Below are 23,648 nucleotides of genomic sequence, written 5' to 3'. Positions count from 1 at the left end.
ACTTGGCTTCTTCTTGGCCGGCGGCGTGGCCTGGCCTTTGCCCGGCGGTTCCTTCCTGTCCTTGGCGGACGCCTTGTCCTGCGTTGTCTTCTTGTCCGTTACCTTGGGCTCCTCCCGGGGGTGCTTCTTGTCGTAGTATTCCAGGGCGAACTGCTGGGCGATCTGCAGGGCATTGGTGGTGAGCCAGTAGATCACCACCCCGGCGGGGAGGCTCCAGCCGATAAACACCGTGATCAGAGGCATTATTATCATCATGTTCTTCTGCCTGGGGTCGGTCATCACCTGCTTCTGGGAGTACCAGGTGGTAAGCCCGAGGAGCCCCAGGAGGATTATCACCGCCGCCAGGTTGGCTATTCTCACCGAGTCGGCAAGGTTTACCCCCAGGAAGCTGGCCGTTTTGTTGAAGGGGATGTTGTAGAACACTCCCTCGAGCCCCGCGGGCACGCCGCCAGCATATATGCCGCTCCCGGTCGTGAACACGCCATAGGTGTTGCCGATTATGTTCGCGGGCGGGGTCAGGAGGTACTTCCTGAGCACGGTGAAGAGGGCGAAGAATATCGGCAGCTGCAAGATGAGGGGGAGGCAGCCCCCGAGGGGGTTGACCTTGTTCTCCTTATAGAACTTCATCATCTCCTGAGAGAGCTTCTCCTTGTCGTCCTTGTATTTCTCCTGCAGCTTCTTTATCTCCGGCTGGATCTTTTGCATGGCTATCATCGATCGGGTCTGCTTGATGGTGAGGGGCAACAGTATCAGCTTTACCAGGACGGTGAGGAGGATTATGGCCACGCCGTAGTTGCCGGTAAGATCGTAGAATGCCTGCAGCAGCCAGTTCAGCCCCGCAACGATCCAGTTCCATATGTCACCAAAGATGTTCATGCTGGTCTATCCCTCCGGTAGAGGGTCATACCCACCGGCGTTCCAGGGGTGACACCGCGCCAGCCTGCGCACGCCCATCCAGGTTCCGCGAAAAGGGCCGTACCTCTCCACGGCCTGGATCATATACTGTGAGCAGGTAGGATAGAAGCGGCAGGTCGGCGGCAGCCAGCTCGAGATCAGGACCTGATAGCCTCTTACTCCCGCCTTTATCGCCTTGCTCAAAGCCCTAACGATTATCTTTCTCACCCGGGTTTCCCCCCAACGCTGTGATGATGTCCCCCTCTATGTCCTGGTAGGCCGCCGTCTCAATTCCTCGCCTCGCCACGAATACCATGTCCTCTCCCACGGGCAGCAATGACGCGTTTTTCCTGATAGCTTCCCTGATCCTTCTCTTGATTCGGTTGCGCTGGACGCTGCCTCCACCGGTCCTCCTGGTGACGGAGATGCCTACGCGGGTCTTTCCTTCCTGGTTAGGGAGCCTGTAGGCGACGATGGTTTCCAGATATTTCCTTCTTCCGCCATCTATCACCCTACTGAAATCACGGCTTCTCTTCAGGGCTTCCATCGGGCCTTCAGGCACTCAGCCTCTTTCTGCCCTTCTGCCTCCTCCTTTTAAGAATGGCCCTTCCAGACCTGGTGCTCATCCTCTTGCGGAAGCCGTGGTTCTTTTTCCTTTTTCTGGTATTCGGTTGATACGTCCTTTTCATGGCTTTACCTCCAAAAAAGCATGAAAATTATATCCGTGCCCCCAAGGGGTGTCAAATAAACCTCCTGATAGGCCACGGTATGGCCGCCCCACGATCCCGGAACACCTCCCGGCGGGGCCGCGCGGCCAGCCGCTTTCCCGGCTCGTGGGGCCCCGCACACAAGCCCCCTCGGTTTGACCGGGCTCTTTCCTCCCGCGCTGCATCCGCTTTCCGGCAAATATCCCCTTAACTGCTCGCTCCGGCGTTGCTATAATTACGAATTGGTCACCCGTCAGTATTTTTGACATCGTGGGGAAGGGTTTTCAACAATTGTGGAAATAACTGTGCAAAACAGCCTGTATTCCCTGTTCAAAGGCCTTGCGGCGCATCGCGCCAGCGGCACGTATCCTTGTTGTTCAGCGCTTTCAGCGCAGCAAGCGGGGAAGGCCTCCGTGTGTATAATAACCCTGTTTTCCGCCTTCCCGAATCTTTCCGGCATGTTTTCCTGGTCTTTTCCTGTTGAGCAAGAAGGGTGGTGAAAAACCTTGGATGGTGCGGACGCTGTTTCCCTCCGTGCCCGGCTCCCGGACCCCCCACCCACCCGTGTCGCCATCCCGGATGATGACGGTACCTTCGAGATACTCGACGTGGGGGGCGGGGACTTCCTGGAGTTCGCGCGCGGCCTCACCGAGCTCATCTCGGGAGCGCTGCGCGACCGTGGACTGGAGGTACCCGGGGTCGCCTTGCGCGAGGTGACGGACAACCTGGTCCATGCGCTGCCATGTTCGGTATCGGTGGTGCTCGATCCCCCGGGGGGCAGCATATATCTCTCAGACACCGGCCCGGGCATCTCTCGCCTGGATCTCGCTTTCGGCCTGGGCTACTCCACCGCCAGAGAGGAACACCGTGCGCTCATACGCGGGGTTGGTATCGGTCTCCACCTCGCCCGCGAGGACCTGCGCTCCCGCGGTGGCGACCTCCTCGTGTATTCCGATCCCGGCAACGGCACCTATATCAGGATGGTCCTCTCCGGCGCGGCACCGCCGTCTGCCTGGGAGGACGATGCCGGTGACCCCGGCAGCCTGCGCCTGACCCAACGCCAGAACAACATCCTCTTCCTGCTCTCGGAGGGAGAATCCCTGGGCCCTTCGCAGGTATCCTCTGAGCTGAACATAGGCGTCAGTACGGCCCACCGCGATCTTGTAAAACTCCAGGACTTTGGCCTTATTCTTGTTAACTCTTCTGGAAAAAGATTCCTTTCCGATGCGGGAAGGTCATACTTGCAGAGTCTTCTCTCGCTGTAATAGAATAGCGCTGTAATTTACCCGCGACCCTCCCCGGGGGATGATCCGATGTCGGCAAAGACGAACCTTTTATGGGACAAATGCAGAACCTCTATACAGGAACGCGCAACGGATGCTTCCTCCATGTGGTTCAAGAACCTCCATGCAGAAAAGGTCGAGGGGTCCACGCTCATCCTTTACACCAACAACAACTTCACTAAGGAGTGGGTGGACAAGAGATACCTTAACCTTATACAAGAGGTTGTATCCGAGGTGTTTACCGGCATCGACCAGGTAAGGGTGGTGCTGAAGGACCGGCGCAAGAAGGGTGGCCGCGATCCCGTATACCTCGACACAAACATATTGCTCGAGGAGGAAGTCGCAGCCACGTCAGGGGACCTCAATCCCAGGCTCACCTTCGACACTTTCGTGATCGGTGCGAGCAACCGTTTCGCCCACGCCGCAGCCCTCTCCGTATCCGAGAACCCCACTTCCTATAACCCCCTATATATCTACGGCGGTGTCGGCCTGGGCAAGACCCATCTCCTGCACTCCATAGGACACTATGCCAAGAGGCTCTACCCGAACATGAGGGTCTTATACAGGTCCTCCGAACAGTTCTTGAACGACTTTATCAATTCCTTGACCTCGAGCAGCATCCCTGCCTTCCAGAAGAGATATAGATCCATCGACATGCTGCTCATCGACGATATCCAGTTCCTCGCCAACAAGGAGAGGACGGTTGAGGAGTTCTTTCATACCTTTAACGACCTACACAACAACAACAAGCAGATCGTGCTCTCCAGCGATTGTCCTCCCAAAGAGATCACGGGTTTGCAGGAGAGACTCATCTCCAGGTTCGAGTGGGGGCTGATAACCGATATTCAGCCTCCTGAACTGGAGACGCGCATCGCCATCCTGCGCAAAAAGTCCGCCTTGGACAAGAAAGAGGTGCCTGACGAGGTCATCAACTATATCGCCTCCCGATTCGATTCCAACATCCGTGAGCTCGAGGGGGCCCTCATTCGGGTCGTTGCCTATTCCAGCCTCACCAAGGAACCGATCACCCCGGAGATGGCGAAGGATGTATTGAGGGACATACTCCCAGAGGAAAAAAACCAGGATATAAGCATAGGAAACATCATGAAAGTGACCTCCGATTATTTCAATATCTCGGTCAGCCAGCTAGCCAGCCCCAACCGTTCACGTCACCTGGTAACCGCACGCCAGATATGCATGTACCTGTGCAGGGAACTCACGGACGAGTCCCTCCCGACCATAAGCAATGCTTTTGGCGGGCGCCACCACTCCACCACCATCCACTCCGTCGAGAAGATAAAACAGTTGATGGAGGAGAAAAGAGATATATACGATGCCGTCCAAATACTCACAAACAAGATAAAACAGGGATGAGGAAACCGTGTTCTTAAGTTGTGGAAAAGGATCTCTAGTGCACAACCCATGTGGTTTTTTTCTTCAAACCTTGTTGAAAACCCCTTCCGTTCACATTTATGTGAACACCTTTTCAACAGGTTTATTCTCCGGCGGATCAAGCCTCACCAGCCAAAAAGGACGGCTTATAGACAGTTTGCACACTCCCTACTACGAATACGGATAAAGAGAATATATTAATTGTTAGTTGTAATAAGACAGGAGGTATGGAAGAGATGAAGTTCAGTTCTCTCAGAGAGGATTTGCTCAACGCGGTCCAGGCGGTGCAATATTCGGCAAATGCCAAGGGTATGATGCCCATACTTTCCGGAGTGAAGGTAGAGAGCGCGGAAGAGGGACTGGTGGTACATGCGACCGACCTGGAATCCTACGCGGTCACGAATTGTGCCGCGAACGTGGAACAGGCAGGCGAATGTGTGGTCAGCTTGAAGGTGCTCATGGACATATTGAGGGATTTTAAGGACGAAAAAATAGATGTTGAAGTAGTAGGGAACGAGGTGATGATCAGGGGTCAGAAGAGCAACATAAAACTGTATACCATGCCGGTCGAGGATTTTCCGAACGCGCCGGTGGTGGAAGTGCCGGTGATAGAAGAAATGGCAACCGAAGTATTTGTTCCGTCGGTACAGAAAGTTGCAAAGGCGGCTTCCAGGGATGAAAAGAGGCCTACCCTTCTAGGAATACTCATGGAGATAGAGGAGAAAGAGATAAAGATGGTGAGCACTGACAGCTACCGGCTTGCCATACGTAACTTGAGCGAGGGTTTTGTGGTGAGGGAAACAGGGCAGTATATCATCCCTTCCTCCGCCCTGGCAAATTTTTCAAGGATCGCGGGAAAGAAGGGAAAGATAAGCATGTACCGCGATGAGAACAGGGGGCAGGTAAGATTCGATGTGGGGGAGTCGAATTATATCATAAGGCTTATAGAGGGAAAGTTCCCCAAATATGGACAATTTATACCGGAGAGGCTGGAGAGGTCGGTGGAGGTGGATAAAGAGGAGATGTTGGGGGCGTTGAAGAGAGCGTCACTGATAAGTAGTACGGTGAAGATGAATATATCGGGCGACGGGATAACCATGGCCAGCGAGTCGAGGGAGATAGGGGAGGGGAAGGAGAGTGTTGCGGCCGAATACACGGGAGAGGAGATGGAGATAGCCTTCAATGGAAGGTTTTTAGAGGACGGCGTGCAGAGCATAGATGGAGAGAAAGTGGTGATGGGGATCTCCGAGCCGCTTAAGCCGGGGATCATAAAAGAAAAAGACCGGGAAGATTTTACGTACATAATCATGCCAATCAGACTTTGAGGGAGGAAACGTCATATTGTCGTGACGGGTACGCTGAGGCTCGAGAACTACAGGAATTATCCCAGCTTTAGAGCTGAGTTCAATGGCGGCATCAACGCCGTGATAGGGGATAACGGGCGCGGGAAGACAAACCTTCTCGAGGCCCTTTTCTTTTTGCTGCAGGGAAGGTCCATGCGGAACTGCGATATGGGAGACATGGTTAAAGACGGAGAAGAGGAAGCCGTAGTGGAGGGGAGGTTCGACATCGGAAGAGAGGTGAGGATAAGGACGGTCATCAACCGGGAAGGGAAGACCCAGTGGGCGGGAAAGAGCGAGGAGATAAGGGCGGTCGTCTTCCAGCCGGATGATATATGGATGGTGAAGGCGGGCCCGGAGGTCAGGAGGAGATATCTAGACGACGTCACCCAGGAAGCGAGGAAAGGCTACCGGGAGGAGATGAGGGACTACCAGCGGGTGCTCAAGCAGCGCAACGAGGCCATAAGGGCGGTGCGCAAAGGGGTTAAGGGAAGAGAGTTCATAAGGAACTGGAACACGCTGCTTTACCGGCACGGTAGCTCCATGGTGTTGGAGAGGATGCGAACCATCCGGGAGATGCAGAGGGAGATGGCTACCCTGGGGGAGGCCTGGGGGAAAGGGAAGATCGAGCTGAGATATTACACCTCCATGGGGGAAGAGGTGGCTGACGAGGAGAGGACCCTGGAAAAGATATCGAGGATGGAGGAGGCGGAGATACGCAGGGGGGTGACCCTCACCGGCCCCCACCGTGACGAGCTGTTGATACTCACGGGGGGAAGAAACGCGAGGAGGGAGTGTTCGCAGGGAGAGCAGAAGCTGGTGGCGATAATGTGGAGGCTGGCACAGGCAAGACTGTTGAAAGAGGGGGCCAGCCGCAGGACGCTGCTGCTCATGGACGACTGCCTCTCCGAACTGGACGAGACGAACCGGCAGCTGCTCATGGAGGAGTTGAGGGGCTGGGAGCAGGTCGTGATCACCTCCACGGACGACATGCAGGAATTCGGGGACGCCCGCAAGATCATGCTCGACCGGGGGGAGCCAGCGTGAAAGAAGCAGGCGACCCCAGGGACATGAAGACGGCCATGGCGGAATTCCTGAACGACGAGGGGCTCAAGGAACTTGATGAACTGCTGCGAATCAGGGAGGCCTGGAGCGCGGTCGTGGGGGAGGAGGAAGCCCGGATCTCCAAGCCATACCGGCTGGAGGGGGGCAGGCTCTTTGTCGGGGTGGGCTCCCACGCACAGGTGCAGAATATGCTATTCCGCAACGAGGAGATAAGAACAGCGGTAAAAAGGGAGACCGGCCTCGAAATAAGGGGGGTGAAGGTCAAGAAACTAAACCTCATGTGAAGGGTTATAGGATGACGAGGAAACGGAGACACCCCAGCTAAATAACCAGGACTTTTATCAGAACGGATAATCCACGAGCAGGGCGTTCGGGAGGCATTTTTCCATATAAAACAGGCGAAATCAGAGGCCTGAGGATGATATAATTTGATTGTTGAAAACGTGCGCCGGAGAAGGAATAGAGACGGGACGGAGGATATATGGCGGGAGCAAGCGAGACAGCCGACATCTACGACGAGAGTTCCATAGCGGTCCTGGAGGGACTGGAGGCGGTAAAAAAAAGACCGAGCATGTATATCGGGACGACCGGGCCCAGGGGCCTGCACCACCTGGTATACGAGGTCGTCGACAATAGCATAGACGAGTGCCTGGCGGGTTTCTGTCAGAACATCTGGATAACCATACATGCCGACGGGTCCATAACCGTCGTGGACGACGGCAGGGGAATCCCCGTCGGCACCATGAAGAAGCAGAAGAAATCGGCGGCGGAAGTGGTACTTACCACCCTGCATGCGGGCGGCAAATTCGGCAGCAAGGTCTACCGGGTCTCCGGCGGCCTCCACGGGGTCGGCGTCTCGGTGGTGAACGCGCTCTCCAGCTGGCTCGTCCTCGAGGTGGGCAGGGACGGCAAGGTATATCAGCAGAGGTACGAGAAGGGCGTGCCGGTGACCGGGCTCGAGGTGGTGGGGGAGACCGGCCGCACCGGGACCATCATCAGCTTCGCCCCCGACCCGGACGTGTTCGAGAGCGTGGAATTCGACTTCGACATCATCTCCCAGAGGATGCGGGAGATGGCCTTCCTCAACCGCGGCCTGAGGATCGAGATAAAGGACGAGCGCAAGGAACCACCCGAGGTGGCGACCTTCCGCTACGACGGCGGCATCGTCGATTTTATCAAGCACATAAACGCCGCCAAGGACCCCCTGCACGGCAAGACCATCTATATGAGCGCCGAGCAGGAGAGCGCGCAGGTGGAGATATCCATGCAGTACAACAGGGGGTACGTCGAGAATATCTACACCTTCGCCAACAACATCAACACCCATGAGGGGGGAACACACCTGGCGGGGTTCAAGGCGGCCCTCACCCGGGTTGTCAACGATTACGCGCGCAAGAAGGGCTTCCTCAAGGAGAAGGAGGACAACCTCATCGGGGAGGACGTGCGCGAGGGTCTCGCCGCCATCATCAACGTCAAGCTCAAGGAGCCGCAGTTCGAGGGCCAGACCAAGACCAAACTGGGCAACACCGAGATAAAGGGGTTCGTGGAGTCGACGGTCAACGCCAGGCTCTCGGAATGGCTCGAGGAGAACCCGGGCGACGCCAAGGCCATCGCGAGCAAGGTCATCGGCGCCTCCAAGGCCAGGATGGCCGCGCGCCACGCGCGCGAGCTGACGCGGCGCAAGGGGCTTCTGGAGAGCACCTCTCTCCCGGGCAAGCTGGCCGATTGCACCATGCGGGACCCGTCCATGTGTGAGATCTACCTGGTGGAGGGGGACTCCGCCGGCGGCTCGGCCAAGCAGGCGAGGGACCGGCGCTTCCAGGCCATCCTCCCCCTGAAAGGCAAGATCCTCAACGTGGAGAAGGCGCGCCTGCACAAGATCCTCAACAATACCGAGATCCAGGCCATCGTCTCCGCTTCCGGGACGGGGATCGGCGAGGACTTCGACATCGAAAGGGCCCGCTACCACAAGGCCATCATCATGACCGACGCTGATGTGGACGGCGCCCACATACGCACCCTCATCCTCACCTTCTTCTTCCGTTACATGCGGGAGATGATCGAGGCGGGATACGTGTACATCGCCCAGCCCCCCCTCTACCGCATAACGTGCGAGAAGAGGGACTACTACGCCTATAACGACGCCGAGATGGAGGAACTGACCAAGCGGTTCGGCGGCAAGAAGTACGACATCCAGCGCTACAAGGGCTTGGGGGAGATGAACGCCGAGCAGCTGTGGGAGACGACCATGAACCCCGAGCAGCGCATCCTCATGCGCGTCAACCTCGAGGACGCCGTGGTGGCCGACGAGATATTCACAACCCTCATGGGGGACGACGTGGAATCCAGGCGCCAGTTCATACAGAAGCACGCCAAGAACGTCCGCTTCCTGGACATATAACCAGGCCGGCCGCCCTACGCCAGGAGGAGAGATGGTACAAGCCCTTACCGGAAAGATCAAGCCCATAGACATAGACGAGGAGATGCGCAGCTCCTACATGGATTACGCCATGAGCGTGATCGTGGGCCGCGCCCTGCCCGACGTCAGGGACGGGCTCAAGCCCGTGCACCGCAGGATACTCTACGGCATGTACGAGCAGAACCTCGCCCCCACCCGGCCCCACCGCAAGTCCGCCCGGGTGGTCGGGGACGTGATGGGGAAGTATCACCCCCACGGCGACGCCGCCATCTACGACACCCTGGTGAGGATGGCCCAGGACTTCTCCTCGCGCTACGAGCTGGTGGACGGCCACGGCAACTTCGGCTCCATCGATGGGGACAGCGCGGCGGCCATGCGCTACACCGAGGCCAGGCTGTCGGCCATCAGCATGGAGATGCTGCGCGACATCGACAAGGAAACTGTGGACTTCGTGCCTAACTACGACGAGTCGCTGCAGGAGCCGTCGGTGCTGCCCTCACGCTTTCCCAACCTGCTGGCCAACGGCTCTTCGGGCATCGCCGTGGGCATGTCCACCAACATCCCTCCCCACAATCTCGGCGAGGTGATCGACGCGGCCGTCGCCGTCATCAAGGATCCGGACATAGAGGTCCGTGAGCTCATGAAGCTGGTCAAAGGCCCGGATTTCCCCACCGGGGGGATGGTCATGGGGCACGAGGGGTTGCGGGAAGCGTACGAGACCGGCCGTGGCGTGATCAAGGTCCGGGGCAAGGCGCACATCGAACAGAACAAGGCCGGCCGCTCCAGCATCGTGGTCACCGAGATCCCTTTCCAGGTGAACAAGTCGCGCCTGACCGAGAGGATCGCGGAGCTGGTGAGGGAGAAGAAGCTGGTGGGCGTCTCCGACCTGCGCGACGAGAGCGACCGCGCCGGCATGCGGCTGGTGGTGGAGCTGCGCAAGGACGCCGCCCCCCAGGTGGTGCTGAACCACCTCTACAAGCATACCCAACTGCAGGACTCCTTCGGCATCATCATGATCGCCCTGGTGGGCGGCGTGCCGCGTACCCTCAACCTAAGAGAGGCCCTGGCCGGCTATATCGAGCACCAAGTGGAGGTGGTCACCAGGCGCACCCGGTTCGACCTGGACAAGGCCGAGAAGCGCGCCCATATCCTGGAGGGGCTGCTCATCGCGCTGGCCCACCTGGACGAGGTCATCGCGCTGATCCGTAAGTCGCGCACCGTGGATGACGCCCGCAAGGGCCTGATGAAGCAGTTCAAGCTCAGCCAGGAGCAGGCCCAGGCCATCCTGGACATGCGCCTGCAGAGGTTGACCGGGCTGGAGCGGGAGAAGGTCAAGGAAGAGCACAAGGAGCTGAAGAAGGAGATCGCGCGTCTCAAGGAGATCCTGGCCGACGAGAGCAAGCTCAAGGCCATCATCGTCGAGGAGCTTCAGGCCATCAAGAAGCGTTTCGCCGATCCCCGTCGCACCGAGATCATCCCCGACTATGAGGACCTGGAGATCGAGGACCTCATCGCGGAGGAGGAGGTGGTGGTGACCATCACCCATTCGGGCTACGTGAAGAGGCTGCCTATAACCACCTACCGCACCCAGAGGAGGGGCGGCCGCGGGGTGATGGGCATGAACCTCAAGGAGGGCGACTTCGTCGAGCACCTCTTCGTCGCCTCCACCCACCACTACATCCACTTCTTCTCCAACCGGGGAAAGGCATACCGCCTCAAGGTATACGAACTGCCCGAGGGCTCGCGGGCGGCGCGGGGCCATGCCCTGGTGAACCTGCTGCCGCTGGCCTCCGGGGAGAAGATATGCTCGGTCATCGCCACCCGCGATTATCCCGAGGACGCCTTCCTGGTCATGGCCACCCGCCAGGGCATGATCAAGAAGACCGCCTTCAAGAGCTACGACTCGCCGCGCAAGGACGGCCTCATCGCCATCAGCCTGGTGGAGGGGGACGAGGCCATCGACACCCGCCTTACCGACGGCGACAGCGACCTGGTGCTGGTGACCCGCGGCGGGCAGGCCATCCGTTTCGCCGAGGCGGACTGCCGCCCCATGGGGCGAGATACCAGGGGCGTCAAGGGCATGAACCTGGGCCCGGGCGACGAGGTCATCGCCATGGGGATAGCCTCGGAGGACGCAGACCTCTTCGTCATCACGGAGCTGGGTTACGGCAAGAGGACCGCCATCTCGAAATACCCCAAGCACCGCCGCGGCGGCAAGGGGGTGCGCACCATCACCTTCGCCGACGGCAAGGGGCTGCTGGTCGGCGCGCGCGTGGTCAAGGAGAACCAGGAGCTGATGGCGGTGTCGGTGGAGGGTGTGGTCATCCGCATGTCCATAGACGACATCTCGCGCATGGGGCGCGCCACCCAGGGGGTGAGGGTTATGAAGCTGGACTCGGAGGACGCGGTCGCGTCCATCGCCCAGCTCGCATCCCAGGAGGGGCTGCCCGACGAGGAAGCCGAAGCGGAGCAAGAGGCCGTTATGGAGGCTCAGGGGGAAGAGGCCTGAAACGTTTTGAGGTCGTGGAGCACACCTCGGACGTGGGCATCCGCGCATACGGCGGCAGCATGGCGGAAGCCTTCGAGAACTGCGCCCTGGGCATGATGTCTCTAATGCTCGAGCCCGAGAGGGTTAAACCGCGGCATCGCGCGGAGTTATCCGCGCGGGGCAGGGACGGCGGATCCCTCCTGGTGGCCTGGCTCTCGGAGATCCTCTTCAAGGTGGAGGCCGAGGGGTGGGCCTTCAACTCGTTCGGGGTCGTTTCCTGCAACGGAGCGGCGGTGGCCGGATGGGGCGCGGGGGAACCCCTGGACGCTGCGAGGCACGGGCTCAAGATGGAGATAAAGGCGCCCACCTATCACCTGCTGGAGCTGGGAGAGGCCGGGGGGCGCTGGGCCGCCCAGGTTATCTTCGACGTCTGAAAAGAGAGCGACACCCGTTAGGGGCGGTGGCGATGGGTTTTCTGGACACCATGGAGATGGTGGACGACTTCACCTGGGAGATACCCGTTGGGGCGCGGGATGGCATGCTCGTCCCCGGGGTCGTCTTCGCCGACCGCGAGCTGCTGGAGAAGGCTGACCGGGACAACGCCCTGCAGCAGGTCGCGAACGTGGCCTGCCTGCCGGGGATAGTCGGGGCGTCCATGGCCATGCCCGACATCCACTGGGGATACGGCTTTCCCATCGGCGGGGTGGCGGCGACCGACCGCGAGGAAGGTGTGGTGTCCCCCGGCGGGGTGGGGTACGACATCTCCTGCGGCGTCCGCCTGCTCAAGACCGGTCTCGCCCATACGGAGGTCAAGGGCAGGCTGCGCGAGGTCATCGACCTCCTCAACGCCAGCGTGCCCAAGGGCCTGGGCACCCGGGGCAGGCTGCGCCTGGAGCGCCGGGAGATGGAGAGGCTGATGAGGGATGGCGCGGCGGAGCTGGTGGCCAGGGGCATCGGGTGGGAAGAGGACCTCGAGGCCATGGAGGAGGGCGGCTGCTACCCCGGGGCCGACCCGGCCAAGGTCAGCGATCGCGCCTTCGCGCGCGGGCGCGACCAGGTGGGCACCCTGGGGTCTGGTAATCATTTCCTTGAGATACAGGTGGTGGACGAGGCGCGTCCGCCGGCGGAGAAGATGGGCCTCTTCCCGGGGCAGGTGGTGGTGATGGCGCACTCGGGGTCGCGCGGACTGGGACACCAGGTGTGCAGCGACTACATCGAGACCATGGGCGCCGCCCTGGGGCGGTTCGGCTACAGCCTTCCCGACCGGCAACTGGTCTGCGCCCCGGTGCGCTCCCGCGAGGGGCAGGACTACCTGGGGGCCATGGCCTGCGCCGCCAACTTCGCCATGTGCAACCGCGAGGCCATCACCCACTGGGTCCGCGAGTGTTTCGAGAAGGTGTTCAAGGCCGGGGCGCGGGAGCTGGGGATGGAACTGCTCTACGACGTCTCCCACAACCTGGCCAAGGCGGAGCGGCACGAGGTGGCCGGCGGGGCACGGGAGCTGATCGTGCACCGCAAGGGGGCGACGCGCGCCTTCCCGGGCAGCCGCCCCGAGGTGGGGAGGAGGTTCGCGGAGACCGGACAGCCGGTGATCATCCCGGGAGACATGGGCACGTGCTCGTACGTGCTGGTGGGGAGCGAAGAGGCGCTGCGCAAGAGCTTCGGCTCGACCTGCCACGGGGCGGGAAGGGCCATGAGCCGCAAGGCGGCGAGAAAGCAGGTCCGCGGCGAAGAGCTCTTGGGCAGGCTGGAGAAAAAGGGGATAATGGTACGCGCGGACCGCCTGGCGGGCCTGGCCGAGGAGGCGCCCGAGGCCTACAAGGACGTCGGCGAGGTGGTGAGGGTCTGCGAGGGGGCGGGACTGTCGCGAGTGGTGGCCCGCCTGCGCCCCCTGGCGGTGATGAAGGGCTGAGGCCAGGCAGGAACGGGGACGGAGCGATGGCGAGAGGCGACGGCGGAGAAAGCAGCCACGAGACGGGGGTGGGGGAGCGCCCGGACGGGGCATGCCGCCGGGTGGGTGGCAGGCGCGCCGCCACGCTGCTGGTCGCCCTGGTACTGGCCGCCGCGCCCGCGGCGGGGTGCGGCGGGGGAGAAGGCGCGCAGGGCCCTCCGCGGGAGCAGTCCATGCGCATCACCTTCGAGGGCAGTTACCAGGTGAAGGGGACCGACGACGGCGTGGTGCAGGGCGTGGGCATCTACTCGAACGGGTCCTTCCGTCTCATCCTGGAGGACACCTCGCGCATGGTCATCTACAACGACGGCAGCGGGGAGGGCTGGCTGGTGAGCCTGTCGCGCCGGACCTACGAGCCCCTGAGCCGGGACGAGGCCCTGCTCAAGGCGGGGTTCATGCCCGGCCTGGTCATGGAGCCCTATTTCGAGCTGGAGCAGTTCTGGTCGGGGCCGGAATTCCGCATGGACACCTCGGACGGCAGGTCCGTCAAGGCCTACCTGGACGGGCCACAATACCTGCCCGGCTCATGGCTGGCGGAGGGCGAGCGCGGGACCCTCAAGGAGATAAGGTGGGAGTACCGGCGCGTCGGCCAGGTGTCGGCCGCCAACTTCCAGCCCCCCGAGGGCTTTGCCGCCACGGAGTAGGCGCCTAATGCCGGCGGGGACGCGGGCGCCCCAGACGATAGCATTAATAAGCACAATATATAGTGTAAGCATAGAGGTTTTTGCACAACATATTGTTGATAGTGTGTAAAACCAACGGGCGATTTCGTTAACGCGATATATGTATCAAAGGTTCCCAATTATGGGTTCCCAATTGAGCGGAAGGGGATGACCATGGTATCGTTTGCTTCCTTGGGTATGGAAGGCCGATGTTCTGAGAGAAGGATTGTCTCACCTTTCTGGTAGAATAGCGAAACAGCATGAAACGGGGGGAAGAAAATGAGCGATGAAGAGTTCATGGTGTTAATAGGAAAAACGAGACAAGAGAACCCCAGCCTAATCGAGAGCATCAACAAATTTAAGAATGATTCGAGAAGGTTCAGAGAGCTGTGCGAGTCAGGGAGTTTCTGGCCAGAAAACGTGGAATCGGACCCCAGAAAGAAATCCATTCCCAAAGATGTGCAGTTCAGACACCCCTGAGCAAACTCCCTTATTCTACTCAAGAAACGCTGAACGATATCGAAGATAACAAGCGATAAGGGATATCCAAAGCGATACCGGCAGAAAGCTGCCGGTCTATTTCACAAATATAGAGCTTCAATCTAGCGGTATTTCTAATGAAGACATTACGCCGCTCGGAGACCTTCTCAGCGATACCACACAAGACTCAGATATCGACCTGTTCATTCAAAGCCCCTGTGGCGACATGATGTCGCCGAGAAGATTGTCTATATGATTAGAAAAATCGGAAAGAGCTTCAGGGTGATCGTACCCGAAAAGGCAAAGAGTGCTGCTACTCTTATCGCGCTCGCTTCCGATGCGATTATGCAATAACAGCTTCGGACTATAGGCTAAAGAAAATATTTGAGAGCGATAGGGTTTCCATACCCATGACTCTGACCAGATAAGATTAAACATATTCTGGGAGAAGGCTTGCCCGCCCGCTTTTCTTGTTAAGGGAATAGTATATGGCTATAATCTTTGATTGCGAGGGCCTATAGCTCAGTTGGTTAGAGCGCACGCCTGATAAGCGTGAGGTCACTGGTTCAAATCCAGTTAGGCCCACCAGGACAGCAGCCCGGGGGGCGGAACCCCCGGGCTTTCCTCGTGCATGGGGCGGGGGTGGGAGGTAATGGGCAGTGGTGCCAGGATGAATCCTGGCACCACCCTGCGGGTGATTGGTCGGAGCGGGGTGGTGTCAGCGGCGGAGGCTATGATGGGAGCGAAGGGTGAGAGCGGAGCCCCGAGGGCCGTGCACTGGCGCGGCATCCGCCGGGACGAGCTTTCCAAGTGAAGAAGACCGCCGGGCAGGCGCGCTAGCGCCGTCTGTGAAAGCCCCGCACGCGGTGGGTGACTGCGGCCCGGACCGCATAGCGGAGGAAAAGCTCAGGCGGAAAAGAAGATATAGAAGGGGTGCCGCGAGCGAGGGAGGACGAGTTGGCCAAGCAGCTGATAAAGGAGCTGGAGCCGGGCGCGGAGGTGAAGAGCGCCTTCATCGTGTCGCGCAAGGAGCAGCGCAAGACCAAGGCCGGCGCGCCGTACCTGGCGCTGGAGCTGGCGGACAAGAGCGGCAAGATCGACGCCCGCCTCTGGGACGGGGTGAGCCGCTACAAGGACGCCTTCGCCGAGAAGGACTACGTCGCGGTGTGCGGGAGGGTGGAGAAATACCGCGACCAGCTGCAGGTGGTGGTGAGTTCCCTGCGCCGCTGCGGAGACGACGAGGTGGACGCCGGGGACTTCCTGCGCGTGGTGGGCACCGACCGCACGGAGCTCGAGGGGGAGTTGCGCCAGGCCCTGGACGAGGTGCGGGACTTTCACCTCAAGGGCCTGCTGCTCGCCTTCTTCAACGACGCGGAGTTCATGCGCAGGTTTACCGCCGCGCCGGCCGCCAAGAACTACCACCACCCCTACCTGGGGGGGCTGCTGGAGCACACGGCGACCACCGTGCGCATCTGCCGCATGCTCTGTGACCTCTACCCGGACATCGACCGCGACCTCCTCATAGCGGCCGCGGCCCTGCACGACATCGGCAAGACCGAAGAGCTGGATTACGACCGCACCATCGACTTCAGCGACGCCGGCAGGTTCCTCGGCCACCTCTTGCTCTCGGACGAGATGATCCGGGAGCGCATCGCGGCCCTGTCCGGGTTCCCGCCGGAGCTGGCCCTGCGCCTGCGCCACGCCGTCCTCAGCCACCACGGGGAGCTGGAGTGGGGATCACCCAAGCGGCCCAAGACGCTGGAGGCCATCGTCCTGCACCACGTGGACAACCTCGACGCCAAGGTCAACAGCTACCGCGAGATAGTGGCGAGAGCCTCGGGCGGCGATTCCCCCTGGACCGACATGCGCAACCTCTTCAAGCGCCCGCTTTACGTGCCCCGGGCCATGAGCCAGGAGATGGAACTGGACCTGGAAGAGGACGTGCCCCGCTAAGGGCGGCCTTGCCAGCCCCCGCGGCCGCGCCGGGTGGAGCGTGGCTTCAACTGCAGTCTCACCTGCTCCAGGGCGGCGGAAAGGCCCTGTTCGAGGCGCCGGACATCGTCCTCCGGCAGCTTCTGCCGACCGTAACGCGCCTGCTCGAAGAGGAGCAGTTCCCCGGAGAGGTCCAGCCCGGGGACCGCCGCGCGGAGCCCCGCGATGAACTCCCCGGCCGTCTGGCTGCGCCCCCGCTCGAAGCCCAGGGAAGCGAGGGCGGCGAGGAAGTCCCGCATGGCGAGGAGGGGGCCGTCCTGCGCATGGGGCGGCGCCTTGGCGTGCCTCCCGAGCCTGCGCGCCAGCAGCGCCAGGGGAAGAACCAGCAACACCAGCGCCAGCAGCGTAAGCAGCCACGGCGCCTCGCGCACCGAGTAGATGATGCCGCCCACCAGGGAGGCGGCGCTTGAAACAATGGCGGTAAGGCCCGCCTTCAGGGCCGAGCGCAGCGAGCCCGGCAGCAGCGCCGAGAAGGTACGGCCCATCCAGGAGAGGAAGTCGCGGAAGATCCACAGGGCGCCCATGCCCTCGCCGGCCTCGGGCAGCGCAAAGCCGGGGGTGGGCTCGCGCGTGAGCCACCCGATGCCCTCGATGTAGATCTCTACCCAGGCGTGCGCGTCGTCCAGGCTAACCTCGTAGAGCCCGGTGAAGGGGTTGCGCTCCCCTGTCGCGTAGCCTGTGACCACGCGGGCGGGCACGCCGTTGAGGCGGCAGAGGACGGCGTAAGCGCTGGCGAAATGCTCGCAGTAACCGCGCTGCTCCTCGAAGAGGAAATAATCGACGGCATCGGCGCCTTCCAGGAGGGGCGGCACGTCCAGCGAGTACTCGTATGCGTCCTTGAGGAAGTCCTCGATGGCGAGGGCGCGGGCGTAGGGGCCGGCCCCGCTGGGGGTGATCTCGCCGGCTAGAGCCCGTACGCGGTCCGGCACCTGCGGCAGGTCCAGGAAGGGCCGGAGCAAATCGCCCTTCGCCTCCAGCGAGACGGTGGTGGGGATATCGCCGGAGACGATCTCGCGCGATATGACGCTGTACACCAGGCCGTCGTCGAGGATGAAGGGACTCTTGAGGCCGGAGGCGCCCTGGAAGATGAAATCGGACGGGTAATAGAGCACCTCCGGCCTCCAAGCGGCGAAGATGACGTTCGGCTGTTCCGCCTCGAGGTAGTAGGTCTGGACGATGGTGCGCCTGGAGGCGTGGGGCTGGTCCGGGCCGTAGCCGATGGCAAAGGGCTGGTTCGAGGTCCTCAATACGTCCGGCTCTTCCTCCGGGTTGACCCAGGCATAGCCGTTATATTCCTGGAAGGACATGCCGCCCCAGTAGGCGGGCTCCGTGGAGCGCACCTTCATCACCGGCATGTCCACCATGGTCCCGCGGGTGCGCAGGTCGAGGAAGGTGCCGAAGCCGAAATAGGCCTCCGGGTTCATCTCCAGGGCGCTGTCCGGGGGCCGGGACGGGAGGTCGGGATAGCCGGGGTTCGAGAAGCTGTAGCCTTCGGAGGAGAAGAGCGCCCTGCGGATGGAATAGGGCAGCGAGCGCAGGTAATTGGTGGAGACGCGGGGCATAAAGGCCCCCACGGCGAGGCCGCTGAGGGACACAACGACCACCAGCGCCACCAGCATCACCACCACGTATCTCGCCGAGGCCCCGGGGAGGGTGGAGCGCTCCGATTCCGCCGACAGGTCGCGCAGGCGCGAGAGCTGCAGGAAGTAGAGGGCCGGTATGGCCGCGGCGAGCCAGAGCAGTACGATGAGGCCGAAGGACGCGGAGAGGGAGAAAGAACCCGCCAGGGCCAGGAGTATTAGGGAGCTAACCAGCGACAGCAGGAGGTCCTTGCCCCGCGGCAGGTCGAAGCTGTGCAGCACCTGCACCCAGACAAAGAGTTCGGCCAGGGGGGTGCGGGGGTCGAAGGGCTGCATGGAGACTTGGCGCAAGAAGGACGCCAGGGCCGCGACGGTGAGGACCATGATCACCACTTTCACCGCCAGGTTTGAGCGGTACCTGCGGCGCCAGCTCAGGAACGAGCCCAGGGTGATCAGGGCCACGGAGGAGAGGACCAGGGCCTGGCTGCTGACCCCTTGCGGGGCGAGGGCGATGACGGAGATGACCACCGCCGCCCAGACCGCGAGACGCAGGGGCCGGGAGTCCTCTATCTCCCTCGGGGCATTAAGTCGCCGCAGATAATCAACGGTTTTTCCAGACATCTTCTCAGATCATCGCCTTTGTGGAACAACGAGACGCTGAACAGCCCCGCGAAGGGCGCCTCCGCGAGGCTGGATACTATCTGCTCGGGGCTGAACGCTGACTTGCCGGAGGGGCCGTTGCCGTTGTGCGAGATGGGATCGACGAGCACCAGGGCGGTGTGGCACATCTGGGGCAGGGCGGCCGCGAAACGGCCCGTGTCCAGCCCGCGCGCCGGGGTGATGCAGCAGAAGAAACAGCCCGGCGCGAGCTCGGGCCACAGCCCCTCCGCCTGCTCCTCCAGGCCGCCTCCGCTGCTCGGCTGCAGCGCCGCCAGCCACCGCAGGGCAGCGCGGAAGCCGGGCACGTCATAGGGCTCGGGGACCTCGCCGCGAAAGGCGACAAGGGTCACGGGATGGCCGGCATAGTGCGCGTAGTGCACGATGCTGGCCGCGAGGCGGGCCTCGGCGTCCAGGAGGGTCGAGAAGTCCGCGCGGGGGCTCTTGCGCACACGGTTGTCTACCAGCACCACCAGGGGAGTCCCGGTCTCCCGCTCGAACTCCCTGACCACCAGCTCGCCCCGCCGCGCCGTGGTCCTCCAGTGCACGTGGCGGAGGGGATCGCCGGAGCGGAACTCCCTCACGCCGTAATAGTCTATGCCGGCTCCCTTCTTGCCGGAATACTCGCGCGGCGTCTTCTGCGGGTGGAGGAACGAGTCTACCAGGGGGAAGGTGCCGAGTTCAGCATAGTGGGGAAGGACGACGAGCCGCGATGCGGGATGGGTGCGGCTGCTGTGCCGGGCCAGCCCGATGATGCCCTCGGAGTAGAAGAAGCAGGGCCAGTTCTCGTAGACCCCCCGGCGTAGCTTTCCCCGCCGGTAGGAGAGAGACACGGTGCCCCCCGCCGGGATGCGGGGGACGAGAAAAGCGGCGCGGCCGCCGCTGGATGCGGGCGACCCCTTCTCGGGCGGCGAGGGGTCCTTCAGGTGCTCCCGCAGGGTCTTGCGCCCGGGCTTCAGCCGCGGCCGTTTGTACGGTCCGTCCGCCGCGGGGTCCTCGTCGATGACCGCGATGAGGTTGCGGGAGAGATGGCCGCCGTTACGGACCTCCAGCGCGATGCGCAGCTGCTCCTCCTCGTCTATCTCCGGGGGATGGCGCCGTACCGGGGAGAGCCGCCTCACCTCGAACAGGGATATGGACCAGGAGACGAGCACGGCCGCCAGGAGCAGCCCCGCCAGCCAGAACAGCCACCCGGACTGGGCGTTGATGCCGATGAGCACCATGGACAGGGAGAGCGCCAGGGTGAGCATGGAACGGGAGAAGAACAAGGGGACCTCCTATACCACCGGCACCGGCACCCGCTCCAGGACCGCGGAGATGGCCGCGCGCGATTCGGCCAGGCTCTGCGCGCGCGAGGCGGGGATGACGCGGTGGGCGAGGACGCTGGCGGCCACGGCCTTGACGTCGTCCGGAGTGAGGAAGTCGCGCCCGGCGACGAAGGCCCTGGCCTGGGCGGTGCGCACCAGGAAGATGGTGCCGCGCGGGCTGGCGCCGAGAGAGATGTTCTCGTCCTCCCGCGTCGCCCGCACCAGGCTGACGGCGTAGGAGAGCACGTCGGGATCGACGCTCACCGTGCGCGCCGCGTGCTGCAGCCCCGCCAGCTCGTCGGCGCGCAGCACGTGCTCGAGCCGGTTGACGGGGTGCTGCTCGAGTTGCCCCTCGATTATCTCTTTCTCGTATTCCTCGGAGGGGTAGTCCAGGGTTATGCTCATGCAGAAGCGGTCCAGCTGCCCCTCGGGCAGCGGATAGGTGCCGTGGTACTCCACGGGGTTCTGGGTGGCGATGACAAAGAAGGGCCGGGGGAGGGCGTGCGCCGTGCCGTCCACCGTCACCTGCCCCTCGTCCATGGCCTCCAGCAGGCTCGACTGCGTGCGCGGCGTGGCGCGGTTGATCTCGTCGGCCAGCACCACGTTGGCGAAGATGGGGCCGGGGCGGAACTCGAACTCCGCGGTCTTCTGGTTGAAGATGGTCGTGCCGGTGATGTCCGAGGGCAACAGGTCGGGGGTGAACTGGATGCGGCAGTATTCCCCGGTGAGGGAGAGCGCCAGGGAGCGCGCCAGCATGGTCTTGCCCACGCCCGGCACGTCCTCGATGAGCAGGTGGCCGCCGCCGATCAGGGCGACGACCGCCATCTCCACCTGTGCGTCCTTTCCCCGGATGACCAGGCACACGTTCTCAGCCAGCGCCCGGGCGCGGCGGCCCATCTCCTCGAAATCCGCGGCGGCGACCATCAAACCTCCAGCTTCGAAAGCGGGCATTGTCATTTATATATCGAGCATAGGGGCGGTGATGTTGAGCGACAATGACATATAGCGGCGCGGAGGCGCGGCATTATAATGGTGGAAAGCGGACGGCCGAGGGCCTTGCGCGATGCGAGGCAGCACGGAAAGGCTACGGGGCGATGGAGTCATGGGATGCGAGAACGGGGCCGCCGGACAAGGAGGCGGCTGGAGCGGGGATTGACCTCGCCGGCCTCGCCAGGGACGAAGACAGGGTGGCCGGCCAGTACCGGGGCGAGCCTATGGGACCGGAATGTGCCCTGGTGGAGATCGCCGGCAGGGACAGCATAGCCGCGGCCATAGCCCTGGCGAAAGGGAAGGCGTTGCGCCTCCTTCTCCCCAGCATCGTCTTCACCGCGACGGAGTACGGCGACACCGCGGCCCTGTTCCATAACGCCGAGCGCTTGCGGCGCCTGGCGCAGCCCCTGGGGGTGGAGGTCGCCAACCCGGTGGTGCTGGGCTCTCCACGCTGGTGGAGGGCGACCATCGGCCGAGTGAACTCCGTGCTCTCCCGGGATTACGGCCCCTGGCATATCTGCGTGGGCTGCCACATGTACCTGCATGCCGTGCGCGCGCCGTTGGCCTGGGAGGCGGGGATCGCGCGCCAGGTGGGGGGTGAGAGGCTGGGGCACGGAGGGAAGGTCAAGATAAACCAGACCCGCCCGGCGGTGGAGGCCTACCGGGGCGTGCTGGCCGAGTACGGCATCGACCTGGAGCTGCCCCTGCTGGAGGTAGACGACGAGGACGCCATCCGTTCCCTTGCCGGCGACTGGGAGGAGGGGGAGGGGCAGCCAGGCTGCGTCCTCTCCGGCAATTACCGCGGCCTGGACGGGGAGGTAGACTGCGACCATGGCCGCCTCCGGGCCTACCTGGACGAGTACCTGGTGCCGGTGACCAGGGCCATACTGCGCTCCCTGCGCGAGCGTGGCGAGGCGGACTATGACGCGCAAGCCGCGCAGGTCCTGGGGCGGCTCGTGGAGGGAGGGGCATGAAGGTCCTGCTACTGGTGATCGACGGCCTGGCGGACATCTCCCATCCTGAGCTCGCCTGGTCCACCCCCCTGCAGGCCGCCGCCACCCCCACCCTGGACCGCCTGGCCGGCGAGGGCTGTAGCGCGCTCATGTACCCGCTGGGCCCCGGCGTCTGCCCCTCGAGCGAGGTGGCCCACTGGGCCATGTTCGGATACCGTTCCGGGGAGTTCCCGGGGCGCGCCTACCTCCATGCCCTCGCCGCCGGCTTGCCCCTGCGGGAGGGCGACGCCCTCTTCATGCTCAACCTGGTGCCGGTGGAGAGGAGGGAGGGCGGTGTTTTCGTGGCCGACCACGACGAGGCGCGCATGGCGGACGTCTGTTCGCGCCTGGCCGAGGGGTTGCGCGGGCTGGCGCCGCCCGGCATGGAGCTGTTCTATATGGGCGGGATAGAGTTCATCGCCGCGGTGCGAGGGGGCTCTCACCGCATCGCGTGCAGCGACCCCTTCCTGCGCCACCTTCCCCTGCGGGAGCTGCGCCCGGCGGACGGTTGGGAGGATGATGAGGCGGCGGCATCCACGGCGGCTGGCCTGGAGGCCTTCATCGCCGCCGCCGAGGAGTGGCTGGCGGAGGAGGAGAGGGCGGAGGGCGAGCTGGCCCTGACGGTGAAATGGCCGTCGCAGGGGCGCGAGGTCGCGCCGTTCCAGGACAGGCACGGCATGCGCGCCGCGGCGGTGGTATCCACGCCCTGCTTCCAGGGCATGGGCACGGCCCTGTCCATGCTCGTGGAGACGGTGCGCGGCGCTGGGGCGGGTGACGACCTCGCGGCCAAGCTGGATGCGGCTGCGGGCCTCCTGCGGGGGGACCGCGAATTCGTCTTTGTCCACACCAAGTATGCCGATGAGGCCGCCCACGCCGGCGTCCCCTCCGCCAAGGCCGAGGTCATCGCCGCCATGGACGGGGCGCTATCGGCGATGACGGGGCTACTCGACGACCCCGGGCTGCTAACGGTGGTCACGGCGGACCACTCCACGCCGACCGCCCGCGACGCCAGGGTGCTCCACGGCGGCGATCCCGTGCCCGTCCTCTTCCACGGCAGCACGGTGCGCAGGGACACGGTCGAGCGTTTCGACGAGGTGAGCGCGGCGGCGGGCGGCATGGGGCAGATCGCGGGCAGCGACCTCATGCCGGTCATCCTCTATCTCTCCAGGAGGGCCGGGTTCTTCACCGGCTGAGGGCGGGGGTGGGTACAAAGAGAAAGGCACCGCGCAGAGCGGGTGCCATCCCTTGTCTCCCGGGTCCGCCGGTCTTCGCCCGGGAGGTTCCGGCCTGCCCCAAGTGGTGACCCGGACACGAACCCCCATGAACATATACCCACGTTCAAGCCCCGCCAAACCACTCACCTCGGGAGGAAAGAAACCGTGGCTCTCGGGACAGACATAGAAGGATAAACACTATGAAGGATGCTGTTTTCAGATTAGAAGATATATC

21 protein-coding genes and 1 tRNA gene are annotated in these 23,648 nt (G+C 62.6%); 15 read left to right on the top strand and 7 right to left on the bottom strand.

The window, feature by feature from the left end; all coding sequences use genetic code 11:
• From AB1384_14785 to rpmH, 4 genes are all read right to left on the bottom strand, one after another.
• Positions 1 to 876 (bottom strand): YidC/Oxa1 family membrane protein insertase (locus AB1384_14785; GenBank protein ID MEW6555538.1); only part of this gene is annotated, 876 nt, incomplete at its 3' end.
• Positions 877 to 882: 6 nt separating this feature from the next.
• Positions 883 to 1,122, bottom strand: coding sequence for a membrane protein insertion efficiency factor YidD (gene yidD / locus AB1384_14780; protein ID MEW6555537.1), 240 nt, complete (start codon positions 1,120 to 1,122; stop codon positions 883 to 885).
• Positions 1,103 to 1,441 (bottom strand): ribonuclease P protein component, encoded by a 339-nt coding sequence (gene rnpA, locus AB1384_14775; protein MEW6555536.1) that lies wholly within the window; start codon positions 1,439 to 1,441, stop codon positions 1,103 to 1,105. The genes yidD and rnpA overlap by 20 nt, the downstream gene beginning before the upstream one ends.
• 7 nt (positions 1,442 to 1,448) lie before the next feature.
• Positions 1,449 to 1,583, bottom strand: coding sequence for a 50S ribosomal protein L34 (gene rpmH, locus AB1384_14770; GenBank protein MEW6555535.1), 135 nt, complete (start codon positions 1,581 to 1,583; stop codon positions 1,449 to 1,451).
• Positions 1,584 to 2,107: 524 nt separating this feature from the next.
• Between rpmH and AB1384_14765 the strand changes: the two genes are divergently transcribed.
• The 13 genes from AB1384_14765 (at position 2,108) to AB1384_14705 (ending at position 16,634) form a co-directional block, all read left to right on the top strand.
• On the top strand, positions 2,108 to 2,866 hold the full coding sequence (locus tag AB1384_14765; GenBank protein MEW6555534.1) for an ATP-binding protein: 759 nt from the start codon (positions 2,108 to 2,110) through the stop codon (positions 2,864 to 2,866).
• Between the two features lie 48 nt (positions 2,867 to 2,914).
• On the top strand, positions 2,915 to 4,258 hold the full coding sequence (gene dnaA / locus AB1384_14760) for a chromosomal replication initiator protein DnaA (GenBank protein ID MEW6555533.1): 1,344 nt from the start codon (positions 2,915 to 2,917) through the stop codon (positions 4,256 to 4,258).
• 245 nt (positions 4,259 to 4,503) lie between these two features.
• On the top strand, positions 4,504 to 5,601 hold the full coding sequence (gene dnaN / locus AB1384_14755; GenBank protein MEW6555532.1) for a DNA polymerase III subunit beta: 1,098 nt from the start codon (positions 4,504 to 4,506) through the stop codon (positions 5,599 to 5,601).
• 21 nt (positions 5,602 to 5,622) lie between these two features.
• Positions 5,623 to 6,663, top strand: coding sequence for a DNA replication and repair protein RecF (gene recF / locus AB1384_14750; GenBank protein ID MEW6555531.1), 1,041 nt, complete (start codon positions 5,623 to 5,625; stop codon positions 6,661 to 6,663).
• Positions 6,660 to 6,965: a DUF721 domain-containing protein gene (locus AB1384_14745; protein ID MEW6555530.1), complete on the top strand. Its 306-nt coding sequence runs from the start codon at positions 6,660 to 6,662 to the stop codon at positions 6,963 to 6,965. Before recF ends, AB1384_14745 begins: the two co-directional genes overlap by 4 nt.
• Before the next feature lie 197 nt (positions 6,966 to 7,162).
• Positions 7,163 to 9,082, top strand: coding sequence for a DNA topoisomerase (ATP-hydrolyzing) subunit B (gyrB, locus tag AB1384_14740; GenBank protein ID MEW6555529.1), 1,920 nt, complete (start codon positions 7,163 to 7,165; stop codon positions 9,080 to 9,082).
• Positions 9,083 to 9,113: 31 nt separating this feature from the next.
• Entirely contained in the window at positions 9,114 to 11,609 is a 2,496-nt protein-coding gene (gyrA, locus tag AB1384_14735; protein MEW6555528.1) for a DNA gyrase subunit A, read from the top strand.
• A 14-nt stretch (positions 11,610 to 11,623) separates the two neighbouring features.
• Complete coding sequence (locus AB1384_14730; protein MEW6555527.1) at positions 11,624 to 12,022, top strand: archease; 399 nt, start codon at positions 11,624 to 11,626, stop codon at positions 12,020 to 12,022.
• 32 nt (positions 12,023 to 12,054) lie between these two features.
• Positions 12,055 to 13,500: an RtcB family protein gene (locus tag AB1384_14725; GenBank protein MEW6555526.1), complete on the top strand. Its 1,446-nt coding sequence runs from the start codon at positions 12,055 to 12,057 to the stop codon at positions 13,498 to 13,500.
• A gap of 26 nt (positions 13,501 to 13,526) precedes the next feature.
• Entirely contained in the window at positions 13,527 to 14,183 is a 657-nt protein-coding gene (locus AB1384_14720) for a hypothetical protein (protein MEW6555525.1), read from the top strand.
• Positions 14,184 to 14,480: 297 nt separating this feature from the next.
• Positions 14,481 to 14,681 carry a hypothetical protein gene (locus AB1384_14715; protein MEW6555524.1) on the top strand — a complete coding sequence of 67 codons (201 nt, stop codon included), beginning with the start codon at positions 14,481 to 14,483 and terminating at the stop codon, positions 14,679 to 14,681.
• Positions 14,682 to 15,192: 511 nt separating this feature from the next.
• Positions 15,193 to 15,269: transfer RNA gene (locus AB1384_14710), tRNA-Ile, on the top strand.
• 369 nt (positions 15,270 to 15,638) lie between these two features.
• Entirely contained in the window at positions 15,639 to 16,634 is a 996-nt protein-coding gene (locus AB1384_14705) for an HD domain-containing protein (GenBank protein ID MEW6555523.1), read from the top strand.
• Here AB1384_14705 and AB1384_14700 read toward each other — a convergent pair.
• Genes AB1384_14700 through AB1384_14690 form a run of 3 tightly spaced genes read right to left on the bottom strand, consistent with a single transcriptional unit; the run spans position 16,631 to position 21,141 of the window.
• Positions 16,631 to 18,874: a transglutaminaseTgpA domain-containing protein gene (locus AB1384_14700; GenBank protein MEW6555522.1), complete on the bottom strand. Its 2,244-nt coding sequence runs from the start codon at positions 18,872 to 18,874 to the stop codon at positions 16,631 to 16,633. The two genes, AB1384_14705 and AB1384_14700, sit on opposite strands and share 4 nt — an antisense overlap.
• The gene (locus AB1384_14695; GenBank protein ID MEW6555521.1) at positions 18,820 to 20,178 is read right to left on the bottom strand and encodes a DUF58 domain-containing protein; all 1,359 of its coding nucleotides are present in this window, start codon (positions 20,176 to 20,178) and stop codon (positions 18,820 to 18,822) included. Before AB1384_14695 ends, AB1384_14700 begins: the two co-directional genes overlap by 55 nt.
• Positions 20,179 to 20,187: 9 nt before the next feature.
• Entirely contained in the window at positions 20,188 to 21,141 is a 954-nt protein-coding gene (locus AB1384_14690) for a MoxR family ATPase (protein ID MEW6555520.1), read from the bottom strand.
• 170 nt (positions 21,142 to 21,311) lie between these two features.
• Between AB1384_14690 and AB1384_14685 the strand changes: the two genes are divergently transcribed.
• Together AB1384_14685 and AB1384_14680 are read left to right on the top strand one after the other, a co-directional pair.
• Positions 21,312 to 22,181 carry a hypothetical protein gene (locus tag AB1384_14685; GenBank protein MEW6555519.1) on the top strand — a complete coding sequence of 290 codons (870 nt, stop codon included), beginning with the start codon at positions 21,312 to 21,314 and terminating at the stop codon, positions 22,179 to 22,181.
• Entirely contained in the window at positions 22,178 to 23,392 is a 1,215-nt protein-coding gene (locus tag AB1384_14680) for a hypothetical protein (protein ID MEW6555518.1), read from the top strand. The genes AB1384_14685 and AB1384_14680 overlap by 4 nt, the downstream gene beginning before the upstream one ends.
• The last annotated feature ends 256 nt before the right edge of the window (positions 23,393 to 23,648 follow it).

It is taken from the genome of Actinomycetota bacterium (genome assembly GCA_040757835.1).
Classification (GTDB): domain Bacteria; phylum Actinomycetota; class Geothermincolia; order Geothermincolales; family RBG-13-55-18; genus SURF-21.
Note: the sequence above shows the minus strand (reverse complement) of the source record. Positions and strands in the feature narration are given on the sequence as shown.

Bases quoted from the DNA above. Each gene is read 5' to 3' on its own strand.
- rnpA (MEW6555536.1), bottom strand. From the start codon at position 1,441: ATGGAAGCCCTGAAGAGAAGCCGTGATTTCAGTAGGGTGATAGATGGC.
- rpmH (MEW6555535.1), bottom strand. From the start codon at position 1,583: ATGAAAAGGACGTATCAACCGAATACCAGAAAAAGGAAAAAGAACCAC.
- dnaA (MEW6555533.1), top strand. From the start codon at position 2,915: ATGTCGGCAAAGACGAACCTTTTATGGGACAAATGCAGAACCTCTATA.
- dnaN (MEW6555532.1), top strand. From the start codon at position 4,504: ATGGAAGAGATGAAGTTCAGTTCTCTCAGAGAGGATTTGCTCAACGCG.
- gyrB (MEW6555529.1), top strand. From the start codon at position 7,163: ATGGCGGGAGCAAGCGAGACAGCCGACATCTACGACGAGAGTTCCATA.
- gyrA (MEW6555528.1), top strand. From the start codon at position 9,114: ATGGTACAAGCCCTTACCGGAAAGATCAAGCCCATAGACATAGACGAG.
- AB1384_14725 (MEW6555526.1), top strand. From the start codon at position 12,055: ATGGGTTTTCTGGACACCATGGAGATGGTGGACGACTTCACCTGGGAG.
- AB1384_14720 (MEW6555525.1), top strand. From the start codon at position 13,527: ATGGCGAGAGGCGACGGCGGAGAAAGCAGCCACGAGACGGGGGTGGGG.
- AB1384_14715 (MEW6555524.1), top strand. From the start codon at position 14,481: ATGAGCGATGAAGAGTTCATGGTGTTAATAGGAAAAACGAGACAAGAG.
- AB1384_14700 (MEW6555522.1), bottom strand. From the start codon at position 18,874: ATGTCTGGAAAAACCGTTGATTATCTGCGGCGACTTAATGCCCCGAGG.
- AB1384_14690 (MEW6555520.1), bottom strand. From the start codon at position 21,141: ATGGTCGCCGCCGCGGATTTCGAGGAGATGGGCCGCCGCGCCCGGGCG.
- AB1384_14685 (MEW6555519.1), top strand. From the start codon at position 21,312: ATGGAGTCATGGGATGCGAGAACGGGGCCGCCGGACAAGGAGGCGGCT.
- AB1384_14680 (MEW6555518.1), top strand. From the start codon at position 22,178: ATGAAGGTCCTGCTACTGGTGATCGACGGCCTGGCGGACATCTCCCAT.